At 71.1% G+C, this 25973-nt stretch carries 24 protein-coding genes and 1 pseudogene; 12 read left to right on the forward strand and 13 right to left on the reverse strand.

From position 1 onward, the window contains the following. Positions 1 to 2: 2 nt before the first annotated feature. On the forward strand, positions 3 to 1598 hold the full coding sequence (locus tag ACIBK1_RS20140; protein WP_396736811.1) for an alpha/beta hydrolase: 1596 nt from the start codon (positions 3 to 5) through the stop codon (positions 1596 to 1598). A gap of 80 nt (positions 1599 to 1678) precedes the next feature. Further along, on the forward strand, positions 1679 to 2074 hold the full coding sequence (locus ACIBK1_RS20145) for a hypothetical protein (RefSeq protein ID WP_396736814.1): 396 nt from the start codon (positions 1679 to 1681) through the stop codon (positions 2072 to 2074). Positions 2075 to 2145: 71 nt separating this feature from the next. On the opposite strand, the gene hpf is transcribed toward ACIBK1_RS20145, so the two are convergent. The 5 genes from hpf to mtrA form a co-directional block, all read right to left on the reverse strand. After that, positions 2146 to 2811, reverse strand: coding sequence for a ribosome hibernation-promoting factor, HPF/YfiA family (gene hpf / locus ACIBK1_RS20150; protein WP_030509343.1), 666 nt, complete (start codon positions 2809 to 2811; stop codon positions 2146 to 2148). A 527-nt stretch (positions 2812 to 3338) separates the two neighbouring features. Then, the gene (locus tag ACIBK1_RS20155; RefSeq protein ID WP_030509344.1) at positions 3339 to 4061 is read right to left on the reverse strand and encodes a ComF family protein; all 723 of its coding nucleotides are present in this window, start codon (positions 4059 to 4061) and stop codon (positions 3339 to 3341) included. A 63-nt stretch (positions 4062 to 4124) separates the two neighbouring features. Beyond that, positions 4125 to 5903 (reverse strand): LpqB family beta-propeller domain-containing protein, encoded by a 1779-nt coding sequence (locus tag ACIBK1_RS20160; RefSeq protein WP_030509345.1) that lies wholly within the window; start codon positions 5901 to 5903, stop codon positions 4125 to 4127. Next, entirely contained in the window at positions 5893 to 7632 is a 1740-nt protein-coding gene (gene mtrB, locus ACIBK1_RS20165) for an MtrAB system histidine kinase MtrB (protein WP_051761952.1), read from the reverse strand. The genes ACIBK1_RS20160 and mtrB overlap by 11 nt, the downstream gene beginning before the upstream one ends. A 16-nt stretch (positions 7633 to 7648) precedes the next feature. Beyond that, positions 7649 to 8326: an MtrAB system response regulator MtrA gene (mtrA, locus tag ACIBK1_RS20170; protein WP_030509347.1), complete on the reverse strand. Its 678-nt coding sequence runs from the start codon at positions 8324 to 8326 to the stop codon at positions 7649 to 7651. 284 nt (positions 8327 to 8610) lie between these two features. Here mtrA and ACIBK1_RS20175 point away from each other — a divergent pair, with 284 nt between their 5' ends. Genes ACIBK1_RS20175 through ACIBK1_RS20195 form a run of 5 tightly spaced genes read left to right on the forward strand, consistent with a single transcriptional unit; the run spans position 8611 to position 14083 of the window. Next, the gene (locus tag ACIBK1_RS20175) at positions 8611 to 10008 is read left to right on the forward strand and encodes a glycerophosphoryl diester phosphodiesterase membrane domain-containing protein (protein WP_396736820.1); all 1398 of its coding nucleotides are present in this window, start codon (positions 8611 to 8613) and stop codon (positions 10006 to 10008) included. Then, the gene (locus tag ACIBK1_RS20180; protein WP_231513972.1) at positions 10005 to 10643 is read left to right on the forward strand and encodes a DUF4129 domain-containing protein; all 639 of its coding nucleotides are present in this window, start codon (positions 10005 to 10007) and stop codon (positions 10641 to 10643) included. The genes ACIBK1_RS20175 and ACIBK1_RS20180 overlap by 4 nt, the downstream gene beginning before the upstream one ends. Then, positions 10640 to 11788, forward strand: a complete 1149-nt coding sequence (locus ACIBK1_RS20185) for a DUF4350 domain-containing protein (RefSeq protein ID WP_396736823.1) — start codon at positions 10640 to 10642, stop codon at positions 11786 to 11788. The genes ACIBK1_RS20180 and ACIBK1_RS20185 overlap by 4 nt, the downstream gene beginning before the upstream one ends. Beyond that, entirely contained in the window at positions 11785 to 12750 is a 966-nt protein-coding gene (locus ACIBK1_RS20190) for an AAA family ATPase (protein ID WP_396736826.1), read from the forward strand. The genes ACIBK1_RS20185 and ACIBK1_RS20190 overlap by 4 nt, the downstream gene beginning before the upstream one ends. Positions 12751 to 12757: 7 nt before the next feature. Then, positions 12758 to 14083: a DUF58 domain-containing protein gene (locus ACIBK1_RS20195; RefSeq protein ID WP_076432877.1), complete on the forward strand. Its 1326-nt coding sequence runs from the start codon at positions 12758 to 12760 to the stop codon at positions 14081 to 14083. A 29-nt stretch (positions 14084 to 14112) separates the two neighbouring features. On the opposite strand, the gene ACIBK1_RS20200 is transcribed toward ACIBK1_RS20195, so the two are convergent. Then, positions 14113 to 15105, reverse strand: a complete 993-nt coding sequence (locus ACIBK1_RS20200; protein WP_030509353.1) for a stage II sporulation protein M — start codon at positions 15103 to 15105, stop codon at positions 14113 to 14115. Between the two features lie 41 nt (positions 15106 to 15146). Here ACIBK1_RS20200 and ACIBK1_RS20205 point away from each other — a divergent pair, with 41 nt between their 5' ends. Beyond that, complete coding sequence (locus tag ACIBK1_RS20205; protein ID WP_396736830.1) at positions 15147 to 16061, forward strand: RDD family protein; 915 nt, start codon at positions 15147 to 15149, stop codon at positions 16059 to 16061. A 298-nt stretch (positions 16062 to 16359) separates the two neighbouring features. Continuing rightward, on the forward strand, positions 16360 to 16776 hold the full coding sequence (locus ACIBK1_RS20210) for a nuclear transport factor 2 family protein (RefSeq protein WP_396736833.1): 417 nt from the start codon (positions 16360 to 16362) through the stop codon (positions 16774 to 16776). Positions 16777 to 16996: 220 nt separating this feature from the next. Here ACIBK1_RS20210 and ACIBK1_RS20215 read toward each other — a convergent pair whose 3' ends face one another. Further along, the gene (locus tag ACIBK1_RS20215) at positions 16997 to 17392 is read right to left on the reverse strand and encodes a hypothetical protein (protein ID WP_396736836.1); all 396 of its coding nucleotides are present in this window, start codon (positions 17390 to 17392) and stop codon (positions 16997 to 16999) included. Between ACIBK1_RS20215 and ACIBK1_RS20220 the strand changes: the two are divergent. Then, a pseudogene (locus ACIBK1_RS20220) lies at positions 17354 to 17857 on the forward strand (DUF222 domain-containing protein); the annotation flags it as partial. The gene ACIBK1_RS20215 and the pseudogene ACIBK1_RS20220 sit on opposite strands and share 39 nt — an antisense overlap. Here ACIBK1_RS20220 and ACIBK1_RS20225 read toward each other — a convergent pair. Beyond that, complete coding sequence (locus ACIBK1_RS20225) at positions 17801 to 18364, reverse strand: hypothetical protein (protein ID WP_396736839.1); 564 nt, start codon at positions 18362 to 18364, stop codon at positions 17801 to 17803. The pseudogene ACIBK1_RS20220 and the gene ACIBK1_RS20225 overlap by 57 nt on opposite strands. Positions 18365 to 19364: 1000 nt before the next feature. Between ACIBK1_RS20225 and ACIBK1_RS20230 the strand changes: the two genes are divergently transcribed. Continuing rightward, positions 19365 to 19556, forward strand: a complete 192-nt coding sequence (locus ACIBK1_RS20230; protein WP_396736842.1) for a hypothetical protein — start codon at positions 19365 to 19367, stop codon at positions 19554 to 19556. 17 nt (positions 19557 to 19573) lie between these two features. Here the strand turns inward: ACIBK1_RS20230 and ACIBK1_RS20235 are convergent, their stop codons facing one another. Next, positions 19574 to 20830, reverse strand: coding sequence for an adenosylhomocysteinase (locus ACIBK1_RS20235; RefSeq protein ID WP_036407409.1), 1257 nt, complete (start codon positions 20828 to 20830; stop codon positions 19574 to 19576). 61 nt (positions 20831 to 20891) lie between these two features. Then, positions 20892 to 22319 carry an adenosylhomocysteinase gene (gene ahcY, locus ACIBK1_RS20240; RefSeq protein WP_396736846.1) on the reverse strand — a complete coding sequence of 476 codons (1428 nt, stop codon included), beginning with the start codon at positions 22317 to 22319 and terminating at the stop codon, positions 20892 to 20894. A 168-nt stretch (positions 22320 to 22487) separates the two neighbouring features. On the opposite strand from ahcY, the gene ACIBK1_RS20245 reads away from it, so the two are divergent. Next, the gene (locus tag ACIBK1_RS20245; RefSeq protein WP_030509359.1) at positions 22488 to 22820 is read left to right on the forward strand and encodes a MerR family transcriptional regulator; all 333 of its coding nucleotides are present in this window, start codon (positions 22488 to 22490) and stop codon (positions 22818 to 22820) included. Positions 22821 to 22851: 31 nt separating this feature from the next. Here ACIBK1_RS20245 and ACIBK1_RS20250 read toward each other — a convergent pair whose 3' ends face one another. From ACIBK1_RS20250 to ACIBK1_RS20260, 3 genes are all read right to left on the reverse strand, one after another. Continuing rightward, on the reverse strand, positions 22852 to 24261 hold the full coding sequence (locus ACIBK1_RS20250; RefSeq protein WP_396736849.1) for a DUF6114 domain-containing protein: 1410 nt from the start codon (positions 24259 to 24261) through the stop codon (positions 22852 to 22854). Between the two features lie 11 nt (positions 24262 to 24272). Next, positions 24273 to 24866: a DUF6230 family protein gene (locus ACIBK1_RS20255; protein ID WP_030509361.1), complete on the reverse strand. Its 594-nt coding sequence runs from the start codon at positions 24864 to 24866 to the stop codon at positions 24273 to 24275. Positions 24867 to 24996: 130 nt separating this feature from the next. Next, on the reverse strand, positions 24997 to 25938 hold the full coding sequence (locus ACIBK1_RS20260) for a cation diffusion facilitator family transporter (RefSeq protein ID WP_030509362.1): 942 nt from the start codon (positions 25936 to 25938) through the stop codon (positions 24997 to 24999). Between the last annotated feature and the right edge of the window lie 35 nt (positions 25939 to 25973).

Consider the following 25973-nt stretch of genomic DNA (forward strand, 5'->3'; position numbering starts at 1 on the left):
CCGTGGAGCCGGAACGGGTGGTCGACGCCGACGATCTGGAACGACTGGCCAAGCTGCTTACCGACAAACGACAACTGGCGGAGCAGTACTACGCACGGGCATGCCGGCTTGTGGGTCAGGCCCAGGCCACTCCGCTGGCAGCCATGCTGCGGTGGGCCGGGGAAACCGCTACAGAACTGGGCAACCGAGCCGCGATCGTCCGTGCCGCGGAAAAGGGTGGAGACCCATTCGGTGCGTTGTCGGAATTCGGCCTCAGCACCGCGATCGGCACAGTTTCCGGCCAGGATAGAAAACGGCTCACAAAAGACCTAAAATCAGTCATCCATCGCAGTGCGACAGCCCGTCCGGAACAACGCGCAGAGGCGATCCGGAAATTCTTCGGAAAACTGACCGCGGCCGAACGAGCCTCGCTCGCCATCGAACAGCCCGACGTGGTCGGGCGACTGGACGGCGCTCCAGCCACAGTGCGCTACGCCGCCAACCGGCTCCTGATCGAGCGCGCCCTCACCCATGAACAGAAGGACCTTGCCGCGTTGAAGGCCACCGACCCCAAAAGTCCCCAGGCGACACTCCTGGGGAAGCGGGTGGCCCGCATGACGGAATTCCTCCAACCCCGGGTGACCGGCGACGGCCGGTCCGTCCCGCGCCAGTTCCTGCTGTTCGATCCGGCCGGCGACGGCCGCGTCGCGGAGGTCTTCGGCGACCTCGCCAAGGCCGAACACGTCGCCGTCATGGTGCCGGGCATCACCAACCGGCTCGACAACTACAACGACATCGCGCGAGATGCCACGCTGCTCCTGCTAGATCCCGAAACCAAGAAGGACCTGCCGGAGAGTGCGGTCATCACGTGGCTCGGTTATGACACGCCCGAGTTCGGCGACTCCGTGCTGCCTGCCAAGGCCGAGGCTGGTGCTCCCGCCCTCCACTCCTTCCGCGCGGGGCTGGAGACGGCCAAGGGGGCAAAGTTCGCCCTGTTCGCCCACAGCTACGGCACGCTGCTGTCCAGCAAGGCCCTGCAGGAGGGCACGCCGTTCGACTCGGTCGTGTTCATGGGGAGCCCGGGACTCGGCCCCACCGTCAGGAGCGCGGCCGATCTCAAGCTGAGGCCCGGCACCCAGGTGTTCGTCATGCGCGCCCCGGGCGACTGGGTTTCCTACACGGAAGCACACGGCAGGGATCCCGCGGAGATGGCCGACATCCGACGGCTGGCCACCGGCCGGTCGTCCGGTCACTCCGAGTACTACATGCAGAAGAACACGGGGTTGAACAACCTACAGGCCATCCTCACCGGCGACGGGTGTGTTCAGACCTTCATGGGGTCGCCGAAACTGGATGACGAGCAGTTCGGCGCCGCCAACGTGCGGGTCCTGGTCAAGGAACTGCAGAGCAGGGTCCCGCAGTGGAAGGCGGGCGAACTCGCCACGGCGTTCGAGCCCATCATCACAGGGGTGATGAACGGAGGCACCGACATACCCACGCTCATGGCTCTGACGACGAAGACGCTCGCCGACTCCGGCCTCGGCGGCTACTTCACCCCGCAGGACATCGCACAGATCGTCGGCAGATCCCTCACGGAAGCCGGGCCCGACCAGAGATGACCTTTCCGCTCAGGCTTCGCCTCCTCGCCGCCGTGTTGGCCTCGTCTGCGCTCGTGAGCGCCTGCACAAATGAACCGGAGATGAAAATGACCCCTGAGGAATCTCGCCAGGTTCTCATCACCGAGGCCAAGGCCATCATCCGGGCAGTCTTCCCTGACGCCGACCCTCTCGTCGCCGTGCAGGTGAAGGATGCGCCGTGTGGCGGGCCTGTCGGTACCGACGACACGAGCGTGACAAGTGTCCTCACGGTTCGCAGCGACACCGCGGACGACACGTCGAATCCGGACGAGGTGTTTCGCAAAGTCCTCACAGTGTTGCGCCAGCGCGGCTGGACCATCAACTACACGAAAGGTCGCGTAGCCGGCGCCGAACGCACAGGCGTGGGCGGCATCAGCGTGGGGGTGCCGGATTCCCCTGTCGGAATCAACATCGGCGGCGACACGGAATGTGTGAAGAACCCGGAACGAGCGACCTGACCTCGGAGAATGAGGCGTACGAGCGTGGGCCGGCCCCGCTGGGCGAGGTCCGGCCCACGTTGGGCGAGGTGCTAGCTCTCCACGAGCCTGAGGACTCCGTAGTCGTAGCCGCGGCGGCGGTAGACGACGCTCGGCTGTCCCCCTTCCTTGTCGCGGAAGAGGTAGAAGTCGTGACCGACGAGCTCCATCTCCAGGAGCGCCTGGTCGATCGTCATGGGGTCGGCCTTGTGGAACTTCTCGCGTACGATCAGTGGTCCTTCGCCGTCCATCTCGATGGGCACGATGGGCTCGGCACCCTCGGCCCGCCCTCCGGCGCTCTCCGCCGGGATCTCGACGACCGGCTCCGGCTCCTCCCGGACGGTCGTAACCACTCCCTGCGCGTTCTCCGTCACCGCGGTGAGCTCCGCCATCGAGGGAGGGCAGTTCTTCCCGTGATGGATCTTGCGCCGATCGGCGAGCCGCCTCAGCCGCTCCTCCAGTTTGCCGATGGCGATGTCCAGCGCTGAGAACCGGTCGTCCGCGCAGGCCTCCGCGCGGATAGCTGGGCCCCGTGAGTGGATCGTCAGCTCCACCCGTTCACGTTGCCCGCTCTGCCGGTGGTTGGGTTCCTTCGAGACCTCTACGTCGACCTGGATGAGCTTGTTGTTGAGCTTCTGGATTCTGGCCAGCTTGGACGTCACTTGATCGCGGAACCGGTCACCCACTGTGGTGTGCCGTCCCTTGACGATGATTTCCACGCAAAGCCCCCCTTCGCACATCGACGGTGGTGCACGCGCTCTTTGGACACCCGTCCGGCCGACCTGGTCTTCGTCCCCACATCCGCCTGCTGAGGGGTTCGCAGCTCACTCGCCACTACTGCCCTTCTCCTCTTACGGGGGACATCTGGACCCCCGGGAGGGCAGGACTTACCTCTAAGCCGCACCGTGATCAGTCGACCAAGAGTCGCCTTACGTGGGCCGTTTCGCCTGCGGCTGGCATCGGCTAGCCAGGCCGGACTCCGCGAGGGAGTCGGCCCGGCGCAACCACGGACCCGAACGGGTGCCATGCCTGAACGCTAGTCGCTACCGCCTCGAATGTCAGCCAGGAGATCGGCTAAACGATCACTTTGCGTGATCCCGGTTGCCGTGTCCCCGTCGGAAAATTCGTGGTCATATTCTCGGAATCCCCGCAACCGCGGCATCCACACCTGCCTTGAGCAGCTAAGTCGCCCCGAAATCGGCAGGCGGTCGCCCCCCGGCGACCGGCCCTGCTCTTACCCAAGTCTTTACGGTCCGTGATATTCACCAATCGGGCGTCTCCGGCGTGTCGCAGCGACGGTCACCGCCGCGGACGGCTCAGCGCCGGCGGCGCGCAGCGCCCTGGCCGCCTCCGCCAGCGTCGTCCCCGTCGTGACGACGTCGTCCACCAGGACCACGGCGACGGCCCCCTGACCGCGGCCAGAGGGCCGTGGCCGCGCCGCCGAGCCAGGGGCGACCTCGAACGCCCCCGACAGGTTGACGGCCCTCTCCGCCGATCCCAGCCCCGCCTGGTCGGCCACGCGCCGGCCCAGCCGCAGCAGGGGCGCGAGGGCGGCGGGCCGGCCTCGCGCGCACAGCTCGCGGGCCGCCGCCGCGGCGACGGCGCGGACGGGGTCGTGCCCCCGGCGCCGGGAGGCGGCCCGGGCGCTCGGAACCGGCACCAGCCACACCTCGCGGCGGACTCCCCCGCACGCCGCCCACGCGGCCACACACGCGCTCACGGCGGCCGCCAGGACCGGCACCAGGGCCGTGCGGCCGCGTTCCTTGCAGGCGAGGATCATCCGGCGGGCCGCACCGTCGTAGGCGGTGGCCGACCAGCAGTCCGGCAGGCCCGGAGGGGGCGGGTCCGGCGGCCGGGGAGCCGGCTCCCGCAGCAACTCGGTCCTGCAGGACGGGCAGGCGAGGGCGCCCGGCGCGCCGCATCCGGCGCAGCGGGGCGGGAGGATCAGGTCGAGCAGGGCGGGTGGCACGCCCTCAGCATGCCGTCCGCCACCGACAGTTCACGCTAGGTAACCGTCGTCACCGCGACCGGCTCAGCCGAGGGGGTAGACGGGGTCGGTGGAGCCGTTGTCGGCGCGCGGGGTCCAGGCGTGCTTGTCCACGCTGTAGGTGAGGACCTGGCCCTCGTCGGCCGCCGCGAGGACGTGGTCGGGGACGGCCGCGATCGACTTGATCTTCGAATCGAGCTTGATGGGGCCGTCGTTGGGGACCACGCCCTCCATCACCGACCAGTTGGCGAGCTCCTGGCCGCTGCTGCCCTCGGACAGCACGAGCAGATCGGCGGCGTCCTGCCAGGCGATGTCCTTGATCTTGCGAGCGTCACGTGGCTCGATCAGCGTCCGCACGGACTCGATCCGCGTCTGCAGGCCGTTGCGCACGATCGTGCCGATCTTCACGGAGGTGCCGAGGCCGTCGTCGACGATCGCGGCGATCCGGGCGCCGTCACGGGAGACCCGCAGCTCGATGATCCGCCCATACGACAGCTCGTCGTCGATGTCCACGCGGCGGGCCCGGCCGTTCTCGGCCATCCACACCCGGCTCTCGTGCGGGTTCACCCTCTCGGCCGACCAGACGGCGCCGTAGCGGTCCCAGGAGGGCGGGCTCATGTCCCCGCCCGCGATCCACCGCTGCCACTGGCTGCCGGGGGCCATCGAGGCGACGTAGACACCGTCACCGTTGAGCAGGGCGGCCACGAGGGGCGGGTAGTTGTTGGGGTTGGACACGGCCGGCTGGGAGAACTTCCCGGTCTGCTCGCCGGCCGCGCCCGGCACTGGGGTGCCGTCGCCCTTCTCCTTGAACTGCAGCAGCCTGCCGCCCTGCATGTAGTACGCCTGCAGGGAGCCGGTCAGCACGTTCGGGTCGTAGCGTGCGTAGTCGGCGGGCCGGAACCGCCTCCCGGACTCGCCGTTCACGCGGATCTCGACGGTCCGGCCGGTGACCAGTTCGCCGAGCGTCCACACGAGCTGCGCCTTGAGCGCGTCGAGGCGGTCGGTGGGCACCGCCTCCAGCTCGGCGGAGAAGTCGAGCACGACCGTGTCGCCTTCGACGGTGATCCGGTTGAGTCTTGTGCCCGGTGGGAACGCGCTGGTCACCGCGTTCCTTATGGAGGACGTCGGCCCGGCGAGCAGGCGGCGGACCAGTGTCTCGGGAACGCCCCTGCCGGGCTCGATCGGCACCCACACCCTGTCGTCCACGAGGCCGATCTCCCCGGAGGCCGGCGGGTAGTACAGGTCCACCCTCCGGTACGCGCGCTGCAGATCGTCGTACGACAGCAGGCGGCCGTCGGAAAGCCCGTCGATCCGCCACTCGCCGTTCTGCTTGACCAGCATGAACGGCTCCCCGATGGCACCGGCGGCCGGGGTGGACCTGCCCTCGGGGTCGATCGTGGCGACCGCCGTGCCCTTCAGCGTCACCGTCATCCGGGTGGCCTTCTGGAGGTCCTGCGTGTGGTCCGACTCGATCTTGCCCTCGTAGATGCGGGTCTGCTGCCAGGGGTTCCAGCGTTTGACCGCGCCGGAGGTGAGGTACTCCCGGGCGATGGCGAGATCGGGATCGTCGAAGGCGGCCATGGCGGCCTGGAAGCCCTTCACGATGTCCTCGGGCGGGGCGCCCTTCTTGGGCGGGGTCGCGATGAGCCGCACGTACGGCTGGCTGAGCGTGTCCTTGCCGTGGTCCTCCTGTGCGGCGCGGGGGCTGCCGCTCGTGGGGACGGTCGCGCACCCCGCCCCGCCGGAGACCAGGACGAGCGCCGTCCCCATGGCCGCGGTCAGACGGCGGGCGCCGAGCCGCTCACTCCGCCGCTCACTCCGCATCGAAGGCCCCCGCGTCCACGTTCTCCCGCGCCCTTGGCGCCGTCTCCGCGGGCGCCGGGGTCAGGACCGGTGTGGCGTGGCCGCGCCACGTGCGCCGCATCTCGACCTCGGGTGGCACGAGCGGCAGCGGTGAGCCGCGCAGCGGGGCCCCCGCCACGCGCGGCAGCGACAGGCGGAACTGGCTGCCCTCACCCGGCGCCCCCCACGCCTGGAGCCAGCCGCCGTGCAGCATGGCGTCCTCCCGCGAGATCGCCAGGCCGAGCCCGGTGCCGCCGATTGTCCGGGCGCGCGAGGGATCGGCCCGCCAGAAGCGGTCGAACACCATCGTCTCCTCGCCCGGCTTGAGGCCGACCCCGTGGTCGCGTACGGCCACGGCCACCGCGTCGCGGTCGGCGCCGAGCGTGACGACGATGTCCTTGCCCTCGCCGTGCTCGATGGCGTTGAAGAGCAGGTTGCGCAGGATGCGCTCGACCCTGCGGCTGTCCACCTCGGCCATGCACGGCTCGTTGGGCAGGCGCAGCTCGAAGCGGGTGGCCTGCCGCTCGGCGAGCGCCTCGGAGTCGCCCACCGCGCGCAGGACCACGTCGCGCATGTCGACGGGGTCCAGGTCGAGGGTGGCCGCCCCCGCGTCGTAGCGGCTGATCTCCAGCAGGTCGGCGAGCATCGACTCGAAGCGTTCGAGCTGGTTCTGCATGAGCTCGGCGGCCCGCGCGGAGGCGGGGTCGAAGTCCTCGCGGCCCTCGTACAGCAGGTCGGCGGCCATGCGGACGGTCGTCAGCGGCGTGCGCAGCTCGTGCGAGACGTCGGAGACGAACTGCCGCTGCACCTGGGAGAGCTCCTCCAGCTGGTGGATCTTCACGGCGAGGTTGGACGCCATCTCGTTGAACGAGGTCGCCAGCCGGGCGAGGTCGTCCTCCCCGCGCACCTTGAGCCGCTCCTCCAGCCGGCCGGCGGCGAGCCGTTCCGCCGCCTGGCGCGCGAGCCGTACGGGGGTGACCACCTGGCGGGTGACCAGCGAGGCGACGCCGGCGAGCAGCAGCACGAGCGCGGCTCCCGCGCCGAAGACCATCTGCTGGACCGCGAGCAGCGTCTTCTCCTCGTCGCCGAGCGGGAAGACGTGGTAGATCTCGTAGGTGCCGTTCACCCGGGCGCCGACGACCCAGGCGCTCTCGGGCTGCTTCGCGCCGATGTACCGGATCTTCACGGTCTGGACCCAGAGTGACTGCTCCTCGCTGCTCTGGACCTTCGCGCGCAGCAGGGCCGGAATGCTCGACCAGTCGACCTGCCCGGACGCCCGGCCCTCGCCGACCGATGCGTCGTTGAAGACGACGACGTCGTAGCGACCGCCGGAGCGGTCGGTCAGCGCCTTGGCCGCCGCGTCGACGGGGTTCATCGTCTGCCCCTGGGCGGTCGCGTCCTGCGTGATGTCGGTCGAGTCCGCCGGCTGGGTGAGGTAGCCGCTCGCCGTCGCGATGTTCGCCCGCGACTCCTCGACCGCGGACACCTCGGTGCTGGTCAGCACCGACGCGACGATCGACTGCATCAGGAAGACGCCGAGGACGACCACCACGGCCATCGACAGCACGAGCGTGCTGGTGACGACGCGAAGCTGGAGCGAGCGCCGCCAGACGTGCCGCAGCCGGCCCGCGAGGCGGCGCGCGCGCCTGCGGACCCCGCGGGCGATCTGGCCCGGGGTCCGGCGACGGCGTTTCCTCGCGGGGACCGGCATCACGCTGACGTACGGCTTACGCCGGGCCGGCCTTGTAGCCCACACCCCGGACCGTCACGACGATCTCCGGGTGCTCGGGGTCCTTCTCGATCTTCGCGCGCAGGCGCTGGACGTGCACGTTCACCAGACGAGTATCGGCGGCGTGCCGGTAGCCCCAAACCTGCTCCAGCAGCACCTCGCGGGTGAAGACCTGACGGGGCTTGCGGGCCAGCGCGACCAGCAGGTCGAACTCCAGCGGGGTGAGGTTGATGGTCTCCTCTCCACGCTTGACCGAGTGGCCGGCCACGTCGATGGTGATGTCGCCGATCTGCAGGATCTCGGGCGTGGGCTCGTCCGTGCGGCGCAGGCGGGCGCGCACGCGGGCGACGAGCTCCTTGGGCTTGAACGGCTTGACGATGTAGTCGTCCGCGCCGGACTCCAGGCCGAGCACCACGTCGATGGTGTCGCTCTTGGCCGTGAGCATCACGATCGGGACCCCGGACTCGGCGCGGATGCGGCGGCAGACGTCGATTCCGTCGGCGCCGGGGAGCATCAGGTCGAGCAGGACGAGGTCCGGCCGGGTGTCCCTGAAGGCGTCTAGCGCCTTGTCGCCATCGGACACGAACGACGGCTCAAAGCCCTCCCCGCGCAAGACGATGCCGAGCATCTCGGCGAGAGCGGCGTCGTCGTCGACGACCAGCACGCGTCCTTTCATGGCCCCTCATTCGTACGCGTATGGGAGATTTGGGCGTTTGTCACAGTTTCCCCCGCAGGCTACCGTGGCCACCGCTTTGGTGTTACACGACCACGACAGTGGATGGAGTTTAGGCGCAGCGGACGAAGCGCGCGATGATCTGACCAGATGCGGTCACACCGGCGGGAATCCCGTGGTGCGGTCACGTTCCAAGTGTGCGCCCGCACCCCCCGTTTCGGCCATCCCCCAAGAGCCTTCCTGCTACGACCGCGCGGCACGCGCGTACATCATGCCAGGATTGGGACATGACAGACGGCCCCGGCTCCACCCCCGACATGCCCTCCGGCTGGGCGGCCGAGCAACCTCCCCCGTACGGCGGGGCCGCCGGGGCAGCCGGGCCCTCCTGGGCATCTCCCGGCGCCGGCGCGCCGCAGGACGCGAACCCGTCCGCACCGCCCCCATCCGCGCCTCCCCCGTCCGCCCCTTATCAGTCCGCCCCTTATCAGTCCGCCCCTCACCCGGCCGCTCCGTACGCTCCTGCTCCGTACGCGCCGTACGCAGGCGGACAGTACGGATACCGGGCGCCGGACGCGCCGCGGCCGGGCATCATCCCGCTGCGCCCACTGACGCTGGGCGACATCCTCGACGGCACGATCAAGCTGATCCGGTCGAACCCCAAGGCCACGCTCGGCCTGTCGGCGATCGTCGCGGCGGTGACCGGAATCCCGGCCGCGATCGGGCAGGCCATCTCCTTCGGCTCGCTCGGCGACCTCATGGCCGACCCTTACGCCGCCGAAACGGCGAGCGCGCCGATCGCCGGGCTGGCCGCGCAGTACATCGGCACCATCATCAGCTACGTCATGACGTTCGTCGGCACCACCGTCCTCACGGGCGTCCTCACCCGGGTGCTGGGCCGCGCGGTGTTCGGCGGGCGCATCACGGTGGGCGAGGCGTGGCGGCTGGCGCGGTCGCGGGTGCTCGCGCTGTTCGGGCTGGTGCTGCTGCAGGCGCTCATCCTCCTGCTGCCGCTGCTCGCGCTCGTCGCCGTGTTCGTGATCATGGTCGCGGCCGGCGCGTTCGACTCCATGGATGGCGCCGCCGCCGGACTGGGGGTCCTCGTCGGCCTGCTGTTCTTCCTGGCCTACATCCCTTATCTACTGTTCTTCTATACGCGCCTGTCGTTGTCGGCCCCGGCCATCGTGCTGGAGGGCCGCGGGGTCACCGACGCCATGAGCCGGTCGTGGCGGCTGGTGAAGGGCGACAGCTGGCGGGTGCTCGGCATCCTGCTGCTCACCGCCATACTCGCGGCCATCATCAGCGGCGTGCTGGCGATCCCGTTCACGTTCGGCGGCTCGCTCCTCGGCATGCTCAACAGCGGCAGCGCCGGCGGGACCGTGATCGCGGCGCTCCTCCTGGCGGTCGGCCAGGTCATCGCCTCGATGATCACCTACCCCTTCCAGGCGGGCGTGACCGGGCTGCTGTACGCCGACCGGCGGATGCGGGCCGAGGCGTTCGACCTCGTGCTGCAGACGGCGGCGGCGCAGAACCAGTCGCAGGGCTGGGTCCACGCCGGGGTCGACGACATGTGGCACCCGAGCTACGCCGCCGGGACGCAGCAGGGCTCCGGGCCCTATCACGGGGCTCCGCCGTACGGGACTCAGGGGCCTTATGGCCCTTACGGGCCGTACGGCCCGCAGGCGTGACGCCCATACGGTCGGCGGCGCTGCTCGCCTCGCCGATCGACGTCGGCCGTGACCAGGCCGCCCGGGAGGCCGCGCGCGAGCTGACCGGGGCGGGCTACCAGCACGAGCCGCTGTTCGACCGGCTGCAGCGGGAGATGTCCCAGTTCCTCGGCGACCTCATGAGCGGCGGCGGGACGGGCGGAGGCGGCGTGACGTCGCTCGTCGTGATCGCCGTCGTCCTCGCCGTCCTGGCCGTGCTGCTCCTGTGGGCCCTGCGCCGCTTCTCGGGCGGCCGGCGTACGGAGAGCGGCGCGGTGTTCGGGCAGCGTGAGCGGACCGCCGCAGAGCATCGCGCCGAGGCCGAGCGCCTGGCGGCCGAGGGCGGCTGGGCCGGGGCCATCCAGGAGCGGCTGCGCGCGATCGCCCGCGAACTGGAGGAACGCGCGATCGTCAGCCCGATGCCGGGCCGCACCGCCGTGGAACTGGCCGAGGTCGCCGGGCAGGCGCTGCCGCCCCACGCGGCGGACCTGCGCGCGGCGGCACGACTGTTCGACGACGTGACCTACGGCGGGCTGGGCGGCACCAGGGAGGGCTACCTCTCGCTCACCGCCCTGGACGAGCGCCTGCGGTCGGCCCGCACGGGGGTGGGCGCATGACCGCCACCACACCGGGGCGGGCGCGGCAGGCGGCCTGGGTCACGTCGCTGGTGGTGCTCGTGCTGGTCACGGCGGCGCTGCCCGTGCTGCTCATGGGGGGACAGGCCGGCGGCCGCTCCCTCGATCCCGCCGACACCTCGCTGAACGGCAGCGCCGCGCTCGCCCGGCTGCTCCAGGCGCACGGGGTCGAGGTGGTCCGGGTGGAGACCCCCAGCGCGGCCGTGTCCGCCGCCGGGCCGTTCACCCTGTTGCTGGTCACCGAGGCGAGCCTCCTGGACCGCGGCGCCGCCGGCCGCCTCGCCGTGGCTTTCGGCGACCGGCTCGTCGTCGGCTCCGTGCCGTACCTCGACGTGCTCGCCTCCGGCGTACGCAGGCAGGGCCCCGTGCGCGCCCGGTCCCGGGCCCCGGAGTGCACGCTGAATGAGGCGGTGCGGGCAGGCGCCGCCTACACCGGCGGCACGTCCTTCACCGGGCCGCCGGGCTCCACCGGCTGCTACCCCGCCGGCGACGGGCGCTCGCTGGTCCGCTACACCGCGGACGGGCACACGGTGACCGTGCTGGGCGACGCGTCGTTCATGACCAACCTGCGCCTCGCGGAGGACGGCAACGCGGCGCTCGCGCTGAACCTCGCCGGGGCGCGACCGAAACTCGTCTGGCTCGCCGAGCCCGACGACCTCGACGAGGCGGGCGGCTCCGGCGATGGGACGGACGGGCAGGCCCGTTCGCTCGGCGACCTCGTTCCCGGCGGCGTCAAGTGGGCGGTCCTTCAGCTCGCCGTCGCGGTGGCCCTGGCCGCCCTGTGGCGTGGACGCAGGCTCGGGCCCGTCGTGGCCGAGCGCCTGCCCGTGGTCGTGCGGGCCGCGGAGACCGTCGAGGGGCGCGGACGCCTGTACCGGTCCCGCCGGGCCAGGGACCGGGCGGCCCTCGCGTTGCGGGCCGCCGCGGCCGACCGGCTCGCCCCCCGCCTCGGACTGCCCCGCACCGCCACCCCGGAGGAGGTCGCCGTCGCCGCCGCCGCGCGCACCGGCCGCGCCCCGGAGCCCGTACTGGCGCTGCTGTGCGGCCCGTCACCCGGAGACGACACCGCGCTGGTGGCCCTCGCCGCTCACCTGGACACACTCGAAAGGCAGGTACGAGACTCGTGACCACACCTGAATCGGACGCGGACGCCGCCCGCGAGGCGCTCGCGGCGCTGCGGGCGGAGGTGGCCAAGGCGGTCGTGGGCCAGGACCCCGTCGTCACCGGACTGGTCATCGCGCTGCTGTGCCGGGGTCACGTGCTGCTCGAAGGCGTGCCCGGCGTGGCCAAGACCCTGCTCGTACGCACGCTGTCGGCCACGCTCGCACTGGACTTCAAGCGGGTGCAGTTCACCCCCGACCTGATGCCGGGCGACGTCACGGGATCGCTGGTCTACGACGCCAGGACGGCGGAGTTCGAGTTCCGTGAGGGGCCGGTCTTCACCAACCTGCTGCTCGCCGACGAGATCAACCGCACGCCGCCGAAGACCCAGGCCGCCCTCCTCGAGGCCATGGAGGAACGGCAGGTCAGCGTCGACGGCACGGCCCGCGCGCTGCCGGATCCCTTCATCGTCGTGGCGACCCAGAACCCCGTCGAGTACGAGGGCACCTACCAGCTCCCCGAGGCGCAGCTCGACCGGTTCCAGCTCAAGCTGACCGTGCCGCTGCCGGCGCGCGAGCAGGAGATCGCCGTCCTCGAACGGCACGCGCTCGGCTTCGACCCGCGCGACCTGACCGAGATCAAGGCGGTGGCGTCCGCGGCCGACCTCGCGGCGGGACGCCGGGCGGTCGCGCAGGTCCACGCGAGTGCCGAGGTGCTCGGTTACATCGTGGACGTCGCGCGGGCCACCCGGCAGTCGCCCTCGCTCCAGCTCGGCGTCTCGACCCGCGGGGCCACCGCGCTGCTCGCCGCCGCCCGCGCGTGGGCGTGGCTGTCGGGACGGTCGTACGTGACGCCGGACGACGTGAAGGCCCTGGCGCGGCCCGCCCTGCGCCACCGCGTGGGGCTGCGCCCGGAGGCCGAACTGGAGGGCGCCACCCCCGACGGCATCCTGGAGGGCATCCTGGCCGCCGTCCCCGTTCCCCGGTGAGGGCCGCGTGGCGCTGACCGGACGCGCGGGACTGCTCGCCGCCCTCGCCGCGATCGTCGTGCTCCTCGCCCCCGAGCCCGGCCTGGTCGTCCTGGCCGCCGCGCTCGTGCTCGCCGTGCTCGTGACGGCCGACCTGCTGCTCGCGGGCGCCGTACGCGGGCTCCGCTTCCAGCGCGACGGCGAACGGCGGGTGCGCCTCGGGCAGTCGGCGACGATCGGCCTCGTCGTGGACAACCCGGGCGCGCGGCGGGTCCGTGGCGTGCTGCGCGACGCCTGGCAGCCCTCGGCCGCGGCCGCGCCGCGGCGGGTGACGCTCGACGTGCCGGCCCACGAGCGGCGACGCCTGGTCACGACGCTGACGCCCACCCGCAGGGGTGACCGGGAGGCCGTCGCCGTGACGGTCCGCTCGGTCGGGCCGCTGGGCCTGGCGGCGCGGCAGCGGACGTTCCACGTGCCGTGGACCGTCAGGGTGCTGCCGCCGTTCCTCAGCCGCAGGCATCTGCCTGCGCGGCTGGCCCGGCTGCGCGAGCTCGACGGACGGCATCCGGCGCTGGTGCGCGGCCAGGGCACCGAGTTCGACTCGCTGCGTGAGTATGTGGTGGGCGACGACGTCCGCTCGATCGACTGGCGGGCGAGCGCCCGGCGCAGCGACGTCGTCGTGCGCACCTGGCGGCCCGAACGCGACCGCCGCGTGCTGATCGTGCTCGACACGGGCCGCACCTCGGCGGGCCGGGTCGGGGAGGCGCCCGTTCCCGGCTCCGGCCCTTCCGGATGGCCCCGGCTGGACTGGTCGATGGACGCCGCGCTGCTGCTGGCCGCGCTCGCCGCACGGGCCGGCGACCGCGTCGACTTCCTCGCCTACGACCGGGCCGTACGGGCCCAGGTGTCCGGCGCGTCGCGCACGGAACTGCTGTCGTCGCTGGTCGACGCGATGGCGCCGATCGAGGCGGAGCTGGTCGAGGCCGACGCCGCGGGGATGGTGGCGGCCGTGCTGTCTCGGGCCAGGCGGCGCTGCCTGGTGGTGCTGCTGACCGACCTGAACGCCACCGCCATGGAGGAGGGCCTGCTGCCCGTGCTGCCCAGCCTGTCGTCCCGGCACACGGTTGTGGTGGCCTCGGTCGCCGATCCGCGCGTGGCCGGCATGGCGGCCGGGCGCGGCACCTCGGAGGCCGTCTACGACGCCGCGGCGGCCGAGCGGCTGCGCGGCGAACGGCGTGGGATCACCGCCGTGCTGCGCCGCCACGGCGTGGAGGTCGTGGACGCCCTGCCCGAGGACGTCGCCCCGGCGCTCGCGGACGCGTACCTGGCTCTGAAGGCCGCCGGCCGGCTCTGATCAGGCTGTGGGGGCTCAGCTGTTGGGGTTCAGGCTGTGGGCGCGAGGTCGGGGGCGTGCTCGATGTCCCCTGTCTCGTCCGCGCGTTCCGCCCGGCGGCCGAAGACGACCACGTACGCGATGAAGAGCGCCTCCGCGAGCGCCCCGATGGAGATGCGCGCCCAGGTCGGCAGGCCCGAAGGGGTGACCCCCGCCTCGATGAGCCCGGAGACGAGCAGCACCACGACCAGGCCGAGCGCGACGCTCATCACGGCCCTGCCCTGCTCGGCCAGCGCCTCCGCGCGCCGCCTGGGGCCGGGGTCGACGACGGTCCAGCCCAGCCGCAGCCCGGCGGCCGCCGCGAGGAAGACCGCGGTCAGCTCCAGCATGCCGTGCGGCAGGATCAGGCCCCAGAAGACGTCCGCCTTGCCGTGGGCGTGCATGAGGCCGCCCATGAGCCCCACGTTGGCCGCGTTCTGGAACAGGATCCAGGGGATGGGCAGGCCGAGCAGGATCGCCGAGACAACGACCTGCATGGACAGCCAGGCGTTGTTCAGCCACACGTGGCCGGCGAACGACGCCGCCGGGTTCTCGGAGTAGTAGTCGGCGAAGTCGTGCTCGACGATCTGCCGGATCTCCTCAGGTGTGCCGACGAGGCTCTGCACGGCGGGGTCGCGCGCCACCCACACGCCCACGACGTACGCGACCGCGAGCGAGACCACCGTGACGCCGATCCACCACCGGCGCGCCCGGTAGGCCACCACGGGGAACGACACCGTGAAGAACCGGGCGACCTCCCGCCAGGCCGGGCTGTGGGCCCCCGTGACGGCCGAGCGCGCCCTCGCCACCAGCGACGACAGGCGTCCGACGAGAAGGGCGTCGGACGACCCCGATCGCACGATGGACAGGTGGGTCGCCGCCCGCTGGTAGAGCTCGACCAGTTCGTCGACCTCCGCGCCGCGCAGCCTGCGCTGCCGCCGTACGAGGTCGTCCAGCCGATCCCAGGACGGCTTGCTCGCGGCGACGAACGCATCGATGTCCACGGATCGGACCCTATCGGCGGTGGCACAGTAGGGTGCGCAGTGTGTCCGAAGTCGTGACCGGCGAGGCGGTCGTCGTAGAGGTTCGCGTCGCCCAGCTCCCCAGCCGCGCCCTGGCCTTCCTCATCGACTGGGCCGTCCAGTGGGCCGTGATCATCCTTGCTGTCGTGCTGGTCACGCAGGCGTCTGTGGTGACCGACGAGTCACTGGCCACCGGCCTGCTCATCCTGTTCGTCGTGCTGGTCACGGTGGGCTACCCGGTCGCGTTCGAGACGATCACCAGGGGCCGCTCGCTGGGCAAGCTCGCCCTCGGCCTGCGCGTGGTGAGCGACGACGGCGGGCCGGAACGCTTCCGGCAGGCGTTGTTCCGCGGGCTCGCCGGATTCCTGGAGTTCTGGACGTTCGCCGGCGCTCCCGCGCTCATCACGTCGCTCCTCAACCAGCGTGGTAAGCGCCTGGGGGACGTGTTCGCGGGGACGACCGTCATCGGGGAGCGTTCGCCGCAGCAGACCCCGCCGCCGGAGATGCCTCCGTCGCTCGCGTCGTGGGCCGCGACGCTGGAGTTGTCCGGGCTGTCCGACGACCTGGCCAACACGGCCCGGCAGTACCTGTCCCGGTGGAACCAGCTCAGCCCGCACACCCGGGACGAGATGGGGCTGCGTGTGGCTGCGCGGATCAGCGCGCAGGTGGCGCCGCCGCCCCCGCCCGGCGTCCCGCCGTACGCCTATCTGGCCGCCGTGCTGGCCGAACGCAGGCGCCGTGAGGAGATACGGCTCGCCCGGGTTCGTTCCACGCCCCCGCCGTACGGTCCCCAGGGGTTGGGCGTGCAGGGGTTGGGCGTGCAGAGGTACGGCGTACAGGCACCGACCCCGCCGACCGCGCCGACCGCGCCGAGGGCGGCGGAACCGCCGCGTGGAGGGGCTCCGACGACATCGGGAGGATTTGTTCCACCCGTTTAGGTGTAGAGGCCGATTTGCGGGGCACCTGTGGTCATTGCAGGTCATGGGGCATACCTGCAGTGGGGTTGAGGCGGGCATCGCCGGTGCGTTGAGGGAGAGGCCGCACCGGAGATGCCCGCCTCCTCGCCTGTCTCTTGAGCGGCTGGCGCCCTGATGCCACCGCTTCACCACGAACTCGCGGCGGTGGCGCGGCCGCCCGGTCTTCCCCGCGCTCCACCTCACTGACCGCGTCACTTCGCTTGTCGCGTTACCTCGCTGGTAATCGACGCGTCGCGTGTGGGTCCGCAAGAGTCGCGGCATGAGTACCGACACCTATGAGGTCGTGGAAGAGCTGCTGCGCCGGATGGCGGAGGGCGATCACGACCGTACGGCGGCGCTGTTCGCCGAACCCGTCGACTGGAAACTCTCCTGGCCCGCCGAGGGACATGCGGCGGTTCCCTGGATCCGACCTCGCTCCAACCGCGCCGAGGTGGCCGACCACTTCCGGTCCCTGGAGGCGCATCATGTGCCCGAGCTCAACGGCACCTCGGTAGCTCGGATCCTGGTCGACGGGACGCACGCCGTCGTGCTCGGAGAGATCGCGCAGACGGTCCGGGCCGGAGGCACCGCCTACACCTCGCCTTTCGCGCTGCATTTGACCGTAGAAAACGGTCTTATCACTCGCTATCACATTTACGAAGACAGTCTTACTGTCGCGCGAGCTCTCAGCACCTGAGTCGGCCTTTAGCCGGGCCTTCCTGTGACCCCAGGAAATCGTTCAGCGAGCTTGCCCCCACCTCCATCACGTGACACGATTCATACAAGCTTTCGAATTTATCGAGGAGGGTGTGATGGATCTGCTCGAAATCGATCCTGACCGCTCTCGTCGTTCGAATTTCTCTGACGGCTGGTGGGACCGGTTGACCGCCGACTCGCCGTTGTGGTCCGCCGATGGCTCATCCGCCCGCGAGCACTTTCCGATCATCGACCTCCAGCCGCCGCGGCACACGAGCGCGAACACGAGCGACGGCGCGCCCGGCACCGGGAGCCCAGGCAGCCCGGGTGCGGGTGCCGACGGCGCGGACGGCCCGCGTGCCGATGGCCTTGGTGCCGATGGTGGTGGCGGCGCGGGTGCCTCCGACGCGGGTGGTCGTCCCCGTGCCCGGTCGTCGTGGGTGCTGGTGGGGTCTGTTCGTGAGTCGGCGCAGGCGTTGGCGTTGGCGCCGCTTCCGGAGGATGTGGATGTCTGCCTGGCTGAGGCGGAGGATTTGCTGTTCGCGCGGGATCGGATCACCTGTGCCATTGCTGATCGGGTGGGTCGGGTGCATCGGGCGGGGCAGGTCAAGCAGCATGGGCATGCCTCCACCCGCAGCTGGCTGCGCACCGCCGCCGGGATGAGCGTCGCCGGTGCGGGCCGCCTGCTGACGTTGGCGGTGGAGCTGGCGCGTCTGCCCCGGGTGCGGGAGAAGTTCGCCGCCGGTCAGTTGGCGGCGGGGGTGGCGGAGGCGATCTGCACCGCCACCGCGAACCTGTCCGATGAGCACGCCGGTGTGGCCGAGCCGATCCTGCTGGAGCTCGCAACCAAAGCAGGCGCGGCGGAGGTGGCCAAGGCCGGGCGTTACCTGCGTGCCGTGCTGGACCCTGATGGGGAGGACCGCGACGAGCGGGCCGACTACGGGCGGCGGTTCCTTCGGGTGCGCCCCGGGCGGGGCGGCGGCCTGGAAGGGGAGTTCTCCCTCCCCCGCGAAGCGGCAGCCCGGCTACGCGCCCTGCTCGACGCCTACGCCAAACCCCGCGCGGAAGGCGATGACCGGCCACTGAGCGTGCGCCAGGCCGATGCCTTCATCGCCCTGCTGGAACAGAAGATCGCCACCGAACTCCTGGTCCTCGTCAACGCCGAATCCCTCCCCACCGACCCCGCCGCCGGCGACTCCAGCGACTCTGCCCCCAGCGAGGCCGACGACGCCGTTTCCAGCGCGATGGGCGACCCCGGTCACGCGGGCAGCACCGACGATCCCGCCGCCACCGCCGACCACCCCGCCGACCCCGACCATGCCGGAAGCGCTGACGACCCCAGCGAGGCTGACGACGCGGTCCCCGGCACGACGGGCGACCCCGGTCACGCGGGCGGCGCCGACGACCCGGACGAGCCGGACGACCTCGACACCGCCGAAGCTGAGGCCGAGGCAAATGCCGGTGCCGGTGCCGACGGAGCGACGGACTCCGGTGCGGAGAGCGACGCCGGAGCCGCTGGAGCCGCGCACGCCGATGTCAGAAACGCCGACCGCGCCACCACCGGTCCCCGCGATGAGGAGTCTCGCCACCCCGGACCTGAAGAGCGCGGGGCGGATGAGTACGGAACCTCTGAGCGTGGGACCGGTAGGCGCGCGTCCCGTGAGCGCGGGGCTGGTGAGCGGCGGGCCGGTGAGTGTGAGCCGCGCAAGGCCGCGAGCGCCGTCTCTGCCGAGGGCGACGACACCGCGCCCTTAGAGGGCGATGACTGCGACCGTGCTGTGGCAAAGACTGGGGCACTGGACGCGGGGCGGCACGGGTCAGCATGGCCTGCAGACGGTGGCGGGCCTTCGCACCCAGCGCCTTCGAACAGAACACCCTCGAACACAGCACTCCCGGACACAGCGCCCTCGGGCACAGCGCCTGCCCAGGCCGCGCAGCCCGATCCTCCTCCCGAGGACAGCCCCGCGCCCCAGACCCACGCCGGGCATCGGCCTGCGAGGGACTGCCGGCATGCGCAGACCACGTCTGAGGACCACAGCGACGTGCGCCGTGGCCAGTCCCGCCATGACCGGGGCCGCCATCAGCCGGACTGTCATGAGCCGGGTCGCGAGGAGCATGGCAGCAAGGAGCAGGGCCGCGAGGAGCAGGACCGGGCTCGGCAAGACGCGGCGGACGGCCAGGGCGCGTGCCGGTGCGGCAGCTCGGCGCGGTGCTCGTGTGCGACGCAGGCACCGGGAACAGCGGGGACGACGGGGACGGGGCAGGGAGCGTCACCGGGGACGCCGCCCGGGGCGGCACCAGGGGAGCCGGGAACGGCCGGGGCGCTGTTCGGGACGCCGCCGGGGGCGTTGCTGGGGACGGCGTTGGGGACAGCGCCGGGGTTGTTGCTGGCGACCGGGCAGATGCTGCCCGTCACCAGCGTGCACCGCCTCGCCCGCACCTCGACTCTCGTGCGGCTGGTCATGGACGCCGAAGGGCAGGTGCTCGACATGGGCCGCAAGGTCCGCCTGGCCACCCCCGCCCAACGCAGGGCGATCTTCGCCCAGCTACGCCACCTGCTGGATCGACGGCTGCCCGCTCCCCGCCACCATGTGCCAGATCGACCACGCCGACAACTGGAGCACCGGCGGCCTGACCGACCTGAAGCTGCTCGGACCGGCCTGCCAGTTCCACAACCGCGACCGCTACCAGCACCCCCACCGCTACACCCGCCGCCAAACCGGCACCGACCGCTGGGCCTTCACCTACCACCGACTTGCAGCCACACGGCTACGGAAATGACGACCAGGGCCGAGGTGTCAGGACCCGATGCGCCAGGAGTGGAGATACTCCTCCTGATCGCCGGTGAGCGCGTCGATCGAGATCCCGGCGGCGGCGAGCTTCAGGCGGGCCACCTCGGCGTCGATGTCGGCCGGGACGTCGTACACGCCAGGATCCATCTGGGCCGACTCGCGGACCAGCCAGGCGACGGCGAGCGCCTGGGCGGAGAACGACATGTCCATCACCGCGGCCGGGTGTCCCTCGGCGGCGGTCAGGTTGACCAGGCGCCCCTCGGCGAGCAGCAGCAGCCTGCGGCCGTCCTCCAGGACATACTCGTCGGTGTTGGGCCGGATCCCGAAGCGCACCTCGCGCGCCATCTCCTCCAGGGCCCGTACGTCGATCTCGACGTCGAAGTGGCCCGCGTTCGCGAGGATCGCACCGTCCTTCATCACGGCCAGGTGCTCGGCACGGATGACGTCGCGGTTGCCGGTGACGGTCACGAACACGTCGCCGGTCTCGGCGGCCAGGCTCATCGGCCGTACGTCGTAGCCCTGAAGTGCCGCGTCGAGGGCCTTGACCGGATCGATCTCGGTGACGACGACCCGCGCGCCGAGGCCCTTGGCCCGTTCAGCGACGCCCCGGCCGCAGAAGCCGAAGCCCGCCACGACCACGGTGCGGCCCGCGAGCAGGACATTCGTGGCCCGCATGATGCCGTCGAGCGTCGACTGGCCGGTGCCGTAACGGTTGTCGAACATCCGCTTGGTCCGGGTGTCGTTCACCGCGACCATCGGGAAGCGGAGCGCGTTCTCCGAGGCCATCTGGCGCAGCCGGATGATCCCGGTCGTGGTCGCCTCGCAGCCGCCGATCACGCCGTCGAGGAGTTCGACCCGCTCGGTGTGCAGGGTGTTGACGAGGTCGCATCCGTCGTCGAGCACGACGTGTGGCGCGATGTCGAGCGCCTGGTGGATGTGGCGGTAGTAGGTCGCCTTGTCCACCCCGGCGCGGGCGTGCACGGCGATGCCGTACGTTCTCAGCGCCTCGGCCACGTCGTCCTGGGTGGACAGCGGGTTGGACGCGGCCAGGGCGATTCGGGCACCACCCTGCTGCAGCGCCCCGAGAAGCACCGCCGTCTCGGCGGTCACGTGCATGCAGGCGGCGATGCGCATTCCGTCGAGCGGCCGATCGGCGCCGAACCCGGCGCCGATCGCCTGGAGGACCGGCATCGACCGGGCGGCCCACTCGATGCGCCGCTCTCCGGCCTCCGCGATGTCCGCCGTGATGTCCGGCTGAATCACGCCGTCTGCCTCCTGACGAGGGGCGCGGGCTGGGCCCACGCCCCCGTCGTGCGAGTCGCGGTCAGTAGCGGTAGTGGTCCGGCTTGTACGGGCCCTCGACGTCGACACCGATGTACTCCGCCTGCTTCTTGCTGAGCGTGGTCAGCTTGACGCCGAGCGCGTCGAGGTGGAGGCGGGCGACCTTCTCGTCGAGGTGCTTGGGCAGCACGTACACGCCGGTCGGGTACTCGTCGGTCTTCGTGAACAGCTCGATCTGAGCGATGACCTGGTTGGTGAACGAGTTCGACATGACGAACGACGGGTGGCCGGTGGCGCAGCCGAGGTTCATCAGGCGGCCCTCGGCGAGCACGAGGATCGAGTGCCCGTCGGGGAAGACCCACTCGTCGACCTGCGGCTTGATGTTGATCTTCTCGATGCCCGGGATGCGGCCGAGGCCGGCCATGTCGATCTCGTTGTCGAAGTGGCCGATGTTGGACACGATCGCCTGGTGCTTCATCTGCGCCATGTGCTCGGCGGTGATGATGCCGAAGTTGCCGGTCGTGGTGACGAAGATGTCGGCGATGCCGACGACGTCCTCCAGGGTGGTGACCTGGAAGCCGTCCATGGCGGCCTGCAGCGCGCAGATCGGGTCGATCTCGGTCACGATGACCCGGGCGCCCTGGCCGCGCAGCGCGTCGGCGCAGCCCTTGCCCACATCGCCGTAGCCGCAGACCACGGCGACCTTGCCGCCGATCAGCACGTCGGTGGCGCGGTTGAGGCCGTCGATCACGGAGTGGCGGCAGCCGTACTTGTTGTCGAACTTCGACTTCGTCACCGAGTCGTTGACGTTGATCGCCGGGAAGAGGAGCGTGCCGGACTTGTGCATCTCGTAGAGGCGGTGCACGCCGGTCGTGGTCTCCTCGGTGACGCCCTTGATGTCCTCGGCCACGCGGGTCCACCACTTGTCCTCGGACACCGTGCGGCGGAGCGTGTCGAGGATGACCGCCCACTCCTCGGGGTCGTCCTCACCGGCGACCGGTACGGCGCCGGCCTTCTCGAACTCCACACCCTTGTGCACGAGCAGCGTCGCGTCGCCGCCGTCGTCCAGGATCATGTTGGGGCCGGAGCCGTCGGGCCAGCGGAGGGCCTGCTCGGTGCACCACCAGTATTCCTCCAGCGTCTCGCCCTTCCAGGCGAAGACCGGGACACCGGAGGGGTTGTCCACCGTGCCGCCCGGGCCGACGACGACCGCGGCGGCGGCGTGGTCCTGGGTGGAGAAGATGTTGCAGCTCACCCAGCGGACGTCGGCGCCGAGCGCGACCAGCGTCTCGATCAGCACGGCGGTCTGGATCGTCATGTGCAGCGAGCCCATGATCTTCGCGCCGCGCAGCGGCTGCGCCGCGGCGTACTCCTTGCGGGTCGCCATGAGGCCCGGCATCTCGTGCTCCGCGAGGCGGATCTCTTTGCGGCCGAATTCCGCAAGCGTAAGGTCGGCGACCTTGAAGTCCATGAGTGTCTCCTCCGTTGTCCGTCGGTGCGAGTTTAGGCGGCGCGAACGCAGGAACGCATACGCAGGCCCGCAAACCTGACACAAGAATGTGAGATTCCCTCGCCGACAGGTGCCGGAGGGCCGCTGGACTGTCTAGCGTGGACCCCAGGAACGGGGACCGGAGGCACGATGCGCATCACCGAGGCGGCCAAGCGGCTCGGCATGTCCCCCCGGATGTTGCGCTACCGGGAGGCTCTCGGCCTGCTGCCGCCCGTACGGGACAAGGGCGCCCATCGACGCTTCGGGCCCGACGAACTGGAGGCGGTGCGCCAGGCGACGGAGCTGGAGCGGCGGTTCGACGTCTCGCCGGCCGAGCTGGCCTTCGCGCTCCGGGCGCTGTCCGAGCCCGCGGTGGCCCAGGCCGTACGCGATCTCGGTGTGCGCATCGGTCGTATCCAGGCGCCGCGCCGGGCACTGGACTTCGAGAAGGAGAAGGCCCTTCGGCTGCTGCGGCACCGGTGAGTCAGGCGCTCGGGAATCAGGCGCTCGGGGATCAGGCGCCCACCACGAGGTGCAGGTCGTCCGCCCGCAGGGAGTCGGCGGTGACGTACGGCTGCTCGCTGACGATGTCGGTCATCGTCAGCGGGACGTTCAGGGACGGCACCAGTTTGAGTGCCCTGACCAGCAGGTTCGGGTGCTCCGCCGTGAACTCCTGAGGCACGCCGAGGAGTTTGGCGGTCATCTTCGTGGTGCAGATCACCACATTGCCCTCGAAGGTGAACGTGCTGCCGGTCAGCGTCGCCGGGCCCATGGTCTGCTGGGGCTGCTCCAGCACGGCCTTGTCCATGGTGAAACGGAGCATCTTGACCGTGCCGGTCGCGGTGGGCATCTCGACCACGCCGGTGAACTTCATCCCGGTCATGGTCAGCGAGGGCGCGCGGACGGCGGCCGTCTCGGTCGCGACCCTCACCGCTCCCGGCCGGGAGGAGACCCCCGGCCCGTCCTCGCCGTCCTCGTCGTCCTCCCCGGGCGACGGCGAGGGGCTCTTCCTGCCGGTGAGGGACCCGACGGCGTCCTTCAAATCCGTGGGCAGCTTCGTGGGCAGGGGCGTGGGCAGCGCGCTGGGCAGGACACCGTCGAGGACGTCGGACAGGCCGCTGGGGACGGCGCTCGGGACGACACCGGGCAGGAGGGAGCCGCTCTGCCCGCCCGTTCCCGGGTCCTCCCGCGCCAGGCCCGTCCCGGCCGCCAGGATGACGGGCAGCACGGCGATGGCCAGCGCCCTGGCCGCCGGACCCGGCCCCGGACCGGTGTCTCCGCGCCCGCCGCCGTCCGGCCGTACGCCACCGCCGCCGGGGCCGCCGCCGGGGCCGCCGCCGGGGCCGCCATCAGGGCCGTCATCAGTACCGCCGTCAGGGCCCTCATCAGAGCCAGGGGCGCCGGGATCGGCGTCGCGCCGGACCCGGGCGACCAGGATGCGCGGGTTCTCGTTCACGGGTTCGGCGGGCTGCTGCGGCCGCGTGGCCTCCAGGCGCTCGTCGCCGCTGACCACCCGCCGCTCGGTGAAGGTGATGCCCCCTTCCCCCGGCGCGGGCCGCGCGGCGGGCTCGATCGGCGCCGCGCCGCCCTCGGTGGTCTCCGCGGGCGTCCAGGCGACCGCGAGCGCGCCTCCGACCAGGCCGAGCAGCATGCCGATCAGGAAACCGCCCAGGTTGGCGTAGACGAACGACGCGATCGAGACGAGTACGGCGACCACGCCGAGGAAGGCCCGCTGGCCGGGCTGGAGCCAGACCATCAGGCCCAGGATGATCAGCACCAGCGCGATCAGATAGGTGGCGCCGACCGTGCCCGACTGGATGACGAGCGGCAGGGCCTGGGTCGCGAACGGGATGCTCAGCAACTCCAGACCGGCCGCGAGCACGAGCAGGCCGCCCCAGAACGGCCGCGACCGCCGCCATTTCACCGGCCGCTCCATCAGAAGCACTCGTGCTCGCCCGGCTCCACGGCGAGCTTCAGCCCGGGCAGCTTGAACGTGGCCGCGTTGACCGCCCAGGAGACCTGCCGGAAGTCCTTGATGGTGACCGCGGCGGCCTGCTGGCCGAACATGCCCGCCGCGCCCTGGCCGTCGGGCACCTGGTCGAGCGAGCTCGCGTCGCGGCCTGCCTCCAGCTTCGTGAAGACCGCGTTGCCCTCGATCTGGGTGGCGTCGACGATCATGTTCTCGGCGGTCACCGGTTCCTTGCCCGTGCCGGCGGTGATCCGGATGGTCACGGCGCCGACGGGCGACTTCACCAGCACCGTCTGGCACATGTTGGTCAGGGTGGCCTTCCGGATGCCGGAGACGGCGACCGGGATCTTCTGGCCCTTCTTGTTCTCGACCGTGCTGCCGTACTGGACGAAGCCCTGGCCCTGCAGCGTGTCCGCGGAGACCTTGAAGGTGTCACCCGAGACCACGAACGACGCGCCGATCGCCCCCTCCGCGGTCGCGCCGACCAGCACGGAGGCGACCGCGAGCGCGGGCACGAAGACGAGGGCGAATCGTTTCCACCGCACGCGTCCCTGGATCATGAGTCACCTCCGGGGTAAACCAGCCGTAATGTGAGAGTAAAGTTACCGACTGGTACCGCCAGCGATGAAGTGACTGTGCATCACATTTCAATCACGGTGCGCGAGGAAATACAGCTGCCCGTAACGGGAGTTATGCGCCGGTACGTTGCCCCGAGGCCGCGTCTGCCCGATAGAGGTCCGGCTCCAGGTAGATCACCCGGGCCATCGGAACCGCCTCACGGATGCGCCGTTCGGCTTCGTCGATGCCCCGCGCCACCTCTCCGGCGGTGTCGTCGTGCTCCACCGCGATCTTCGCGGCGACCAGCAGCTCCTCCGGGCCGAGGTGCAGGGTGCGCAGGTGGATGACCCGGCTGACCTCGGGGGCGGCCTCCAGCGCGGCGCAGATCTTGTCCTCCATCTCGGGCGTCGCGCTCTCCCCGATCAGCAGTGACTTGGTCTCGGTGGCCAGGATGATCGCGATCACCGCGAGCAGCACACCGATGGCGAGGCTGCCCACACCGTCCCAGGCGCCGTTGCCGGTGACCACGGCCATCGTCACGCCGAACAGCGCGAAGACCAGGCCGATCAGCGCGCCGAAGTCCTCCAGCAGCACGACCGGGAGTTCGGGAGCCTTCGCCCTCCGGATGAACGCCACCCAGGAGTGGTCGCCCTTGATCGCGCTCGACTCCTTGATGGCCGTGCGGAACGAGAAGCCCTCGGCGACGATCGCGAAGATCAGCACCGCGAAGGCCCAGATCGGCGACTCCACGGGCTGGGGGTCGGCGATCTTGTGCCAGCCCTCGTACAGGGAGAACAGGGCGCCGATCGTGAACAGCACCACGGCCACCACGAACGCGTAGAAGTAGCGCTCCCTGCCATAGCCGAAGGGGTGCTTACGGGTGCTCCGCTTGGCGGCGCGCTTGCCGCCGAGCATCAGCAGCGCCTGGTTGCCGGAGTCGGCCACCGAGTGGACCGACTCGGCGAGCATCGACGAGGACCCGGTGAACAGGAACGCTACGAACTTCGCCACAGCGATCGCCAGGTTGGCGCCGAGCGCCGCGAGGATCGCCTTGGTACCGCCACCCGCACTCACTATGAACTCCTCATATCAATCGGCCGAGGCGATCC

This window comes from Microbispora rosea (assembly GCF_044460045.1).
Lineage (GTDB): Bacteria > Actinomycetota > Actinomycetes > Streptosporangiales > Streptosporangiaceae > Microbispora > Microbispora rosea.